Origin of the sequence: Mesorhizobium sp. B264B1B (assembly GCF_020165765.1) — a bacterium.
In the GTDB taxonomy this organism is placed as follows: Bacteria; Pseudomonadota; Alphaproteobacteria; order Rhizobiales; family Rhizobiaceae; genus Mesorhizobium.
Genome location: NZ_JAIUIS010000034.1, coordinates 1 through 3,231 on the forward strand (window position 1 = coordinate 1; position 3,231 = coordinate 3,231).

Here is a 3,231-nt window from a genome sequence, read left to right on the forward strand (position 1 = left end):
TAGCTTAGATGCTGTTCAGCAGTTGCAGAACGGCATCGGTGGGCCGGAAGCGCGCCCCGTAATTGCCCTCGATGCCCGCCTTTTCGATTCCGTTGCGCATCATCTCGACATCCGCGGCGGCATAGCGGTGGGTGGTGGCGACCTGTGCGTGCCCGAGCCAGGCTTGAATCGTCAAAAGATCCACGCCGGACTGGAGAAGCTTCATGGCGAGGGAGTGCCGGAAGATGTGTGGCGATATGGGCTTTTCGGCCAAGTCCGGCCTAATGGCCACTGCCTTGGCCGCCGCTCGTCGTACGATGTGGGTCGCCCCGAAGCGCGTCAGGCGCTCATTGTGGGCGCCGACAAAGATCGGTCGTGGTTCGAGGTTGGCGATTCCGCGTTCGCGCAACAAGGCCGCCAGCGCTCTCGCCAAATCCTGAGAAACGGGGATGACGCGATCTCTGCGCCCCTTACCGTGCAACAGCACCTGCGAACGCGGGCGTTCCAACTGAAGGTCGTCAGCATTGACACCAATGGCTTCGGAGACCCGCGCGCCGGTCCGCGCCAGGAACAGCAGAAACGCGCGGTCGCGCCGACCACGGGGCGTCCTCTGATCGGGCGCCGCAATGATTGCGTCCACTTCTGCGTTGGTGAGGTGGCGCGTCACCTCAATGTGCGCCCGTTTTGTGGGAATCGTCAGCACGCGTTGCGCGACACCAAAGGACGCCGGGTCGGCCGCTGCCACATGGTGGAAGAAAGATCGTATCGCAGCTAGTCGGGCATTGCGCGTGGCGACGGTGTTGTTCCGCTTCTCCTCGAGTTCGTCGAGAAAGGCGAGAACGAGGTCTCGATCGAGATCTTCGAGCACCAACGCCGCCGGCCTCTTCCGCAACCTGGCGGCGGCAAAGAGGATCAGCATGCGCAAGGCGTCGCGATAGCTCGCGACAGTCGCGGGAGTGGCGTTGCGCTGCTTGGTCAAGCGCCGGCGAAAGTAGGATTCCAGGAGCGGCGCCAGGAGAAGATGTTCGCTCATGCTGCACCTCCATCGAGGAAAGCGCGGTCCGCCGCAATGGCGAGAAGATCCGTCGAACCAGTGAGGTAGTAAGCGGTATCGCTGTAGCTGGCGTGGCCGAGATATGTGGCGAGCAACGGGAGCAGCGCCTGAACGTCTGCGCGCTGTTGGTGCCAGAAGCTGAGGCGGGTCACGGCGAACCGGTGCCTGAGATCGTGCGGCCTTAAGGGCTTACCGCCATCAAGGCCGGCGAGCTTGCGGACCTCGGCAAAACCGTTTTGCAGGCCGGTCGCTGAGAGGCGGTTGCCACGAGAGCTGAGGAAGAAGCCCTGGTCCTTGGGCGTGGGAAAAGCGGCGTCACGCTCACGGGCGTAATGGCGAAGGGCAGCCTGGGTCGTCGTGTGAACTGGAACGAGACGGTCCTTGCGGAACTTCGTCTTCCGAACCAGAAGAACCCCGCTGGTCAGATCGACGTCGGAACGATCAAGCCTGACCACTTCGCCAGATCGCAGTCCCGAGCTTGCTAACAATCCGATCAGCGTTGCCATCGTCCGCCCCCTGAGAGGGATGCCTGGCGAAATGCGCGCACATGCGTCGATGAGCGACGCCAACTCTGACTCGCTGAGGATCCGCGGCGGCGGAATCGCCCTGGATCTGGGAAAGACTCTACGCTCCAAGGTCTCCGTTTGGGCGTCATAGACGGCGAGATACTCGTAGAATCGGCGGAGCACGCCGTGACGAGTGGTGCGGCTGTTGGCGGCGCCGCCGAACGACAGGACGAAGTCCAGCGCCATCGTCCGGGTGGCGGGCGCATCGAACTGAGCGCGTTCAACGTAGCGGACGAAAGCCCGCAACGTGCCAGCTTGTTTGCTGAAAGAGTAGCCGAGCGAGTGGCGCAGTTCGATGTAACGCTCGGCCTTCTCGCCGAGGAATCGGGTAAACGCGGTCATGCCGCGCCTCCCGGAAAGGGGAGTGCGACCTCGGCGAGTTGCGAGGCCGCAACCTTCACGTACAGCGCCGTTGTGTTGATGCTCCGGTGGCCAAGAAGATCGGCGACCTCGTTGATTGGCCTTCGCTGCCTGACGAGCTGGGTGGCAAGGCTGTGGCGCAGGAGATGCGCACCTGCGACCCGCCCGAGTTCGACCCCGCCATGCCGCAACCGCTTCCGCACGATCCTCGAAACAGGCGACGCGCACTTGAACGGCCCCAGCGGCGGCGCGAAGGACAGGAACAGATACGGACTATCCACCTTCGGTCGAGCGCGCAGGATGTAATCGGCGAGTGCGGCGCCGGTCTCCTCGAGGAGTGGTACCACCCGATCACGCTTGCCCTTGGTGCGCCGGACAAAAACCTCGCCAGTACGCCAGTGGATATCCTTCAGCCGAATGGCGCGTAACTCGCCGTTGCGAATGCCGGTGGTGGCGAGCAGCAGCAAGACGGCTCGATCGCGGATGTCGACCGGCGTCGTTGCGCCGATCGCATCGATCGCCTGCCGAACGTCATCCCATGCAAGGCGCGGCGGCAAATGTGCCAAACGCCAAGAGGGCGTCCTTGGGACAACGCGGGCGAGATCTTGGCGATGGTGGCCAGCCCAATACAAAAACCGAAGAAATGTTCGGATGTGAGAAGTCGCTGCCGTGCGGCTGCTGGAGGTCGCCGATAGTGACAGCCGATGCTCGACAGCAGCGAGGACGTGCTCAGCCGCCAACGCCTCGAGGTCCTGGCCGGGATGGTGATGGCGGAACCAATCCAAAAAGCGGCGACCGCCCAGAAGAACGCCTTCGCGGGTCTTCGGCTCCAGGCCCCGCACCCTGCGCAGATAGTCCGAAAAGGAGGCCAGAAGCGGATTATCCGGGTCAGCATCTACACTGGGAACGGAAGCAATGAATCGCTCCGGAGCCACTCGCAGTGCGTGTCCCAGCGCCGACACTGCTCCAATGCGTGGAGAATCCGTCGTAAACGTGGACAAATAGCTATCGACGACATCCTGATGGATCGGCATCGGACCACAGCGCGTCGCGGCAAACTGGCTAAAGCGCGCAATCCGGCTCAGGTAAATCTTGGCGGACGCTCGCTTATAACCAAGCGTGAAAAAATGCTCCGCGAGGCGATCCATCTCGCCGCCGAGCGCACCGCTACGCAGGCGCTTGAGTACCCCACGATACGAAAAATAGAAGTCGAGCATATTGCCCCTCCAGCATTGCGGCGCAGGGGGATCCCGCGTCCGTCAGAGAGGCATG

Annotated in this window: 3 protein-coding genes; all 3 read right to left on the reverse strand. The window is 62.8% G+C overall.

The genetic code is table 11. The features are described from left to right. Window positions 1–4: 4 nt before the first annotated feature. The 3 genes from LB547_RS32175 to LB547_RS32185 are packed head-to-tail and all read right to left on the reverse strand — an operon-like array spanning window position 5 to window position 3,176. Window positions 5–1,012: a tyrosine-type recombinase/integrase gene (locus LB547_RS32175; protein WP_064995508.1), complete on the reverse strand. Its 1,008-nt coding sequence runs from the start codon at window positions 1,010–1,012 to the stop codon at window positions 5–7. After that, the gene (locus LB547_RS32180; protein ID WP_064995509.1) at window positions 1,009–1,941 is read right to left on the reverse strand and encodes a tyrosine-type recombinase/integrase; all 933 of its coding nucleotides are present in this window, start codon (window positions 1,939–1,941) and stop codon (window positions 1,009–1,011) included. Before LB547_RS32180 ends, LB547_RS32175 begins: the two co-directional genes overlap by 4 nt. Further along, entirely contained in the window at window positions 1,938–3,176 is a 1,239-nt protein-coding gene (locus LB547_RS32185; RefSeq protein WP_084016273.1) for a site-specific integrase, read from the reverse strand. Before LB547_RS32185 ends, LB547_RS32180 begins: the two co-directional genes overlap by 4 nt. Window positions 3,177–3,231 lie beyond the last annotated feature (55 nt).

Excerpts from the sequence above, each read along its gene's own strand:
- LB547_RS32175 (WP_064995508.1), bottom strand. The coding sequence starts at position 1,012 with ATGAGCGAACATCTTCTCCTGGCGCCGCTCCTGGAATCCTACTTTCGC.
- LB547_RS32180 (WP_064995509.1), bottom strand. The coding sequence starts at position 1,941 with ATGACCGCGTTTACCCGATTCCTCGGCGAGAAGGCCGAGCGTTACATC.
- LB547_RS32185 (WP_084016273.1), bottom strand. The coding sequence starts at position 3,176 with ATGCTCGACTTCTATTTTTCGTATCGTGGGGTACTCAAGCGCCTGCGT.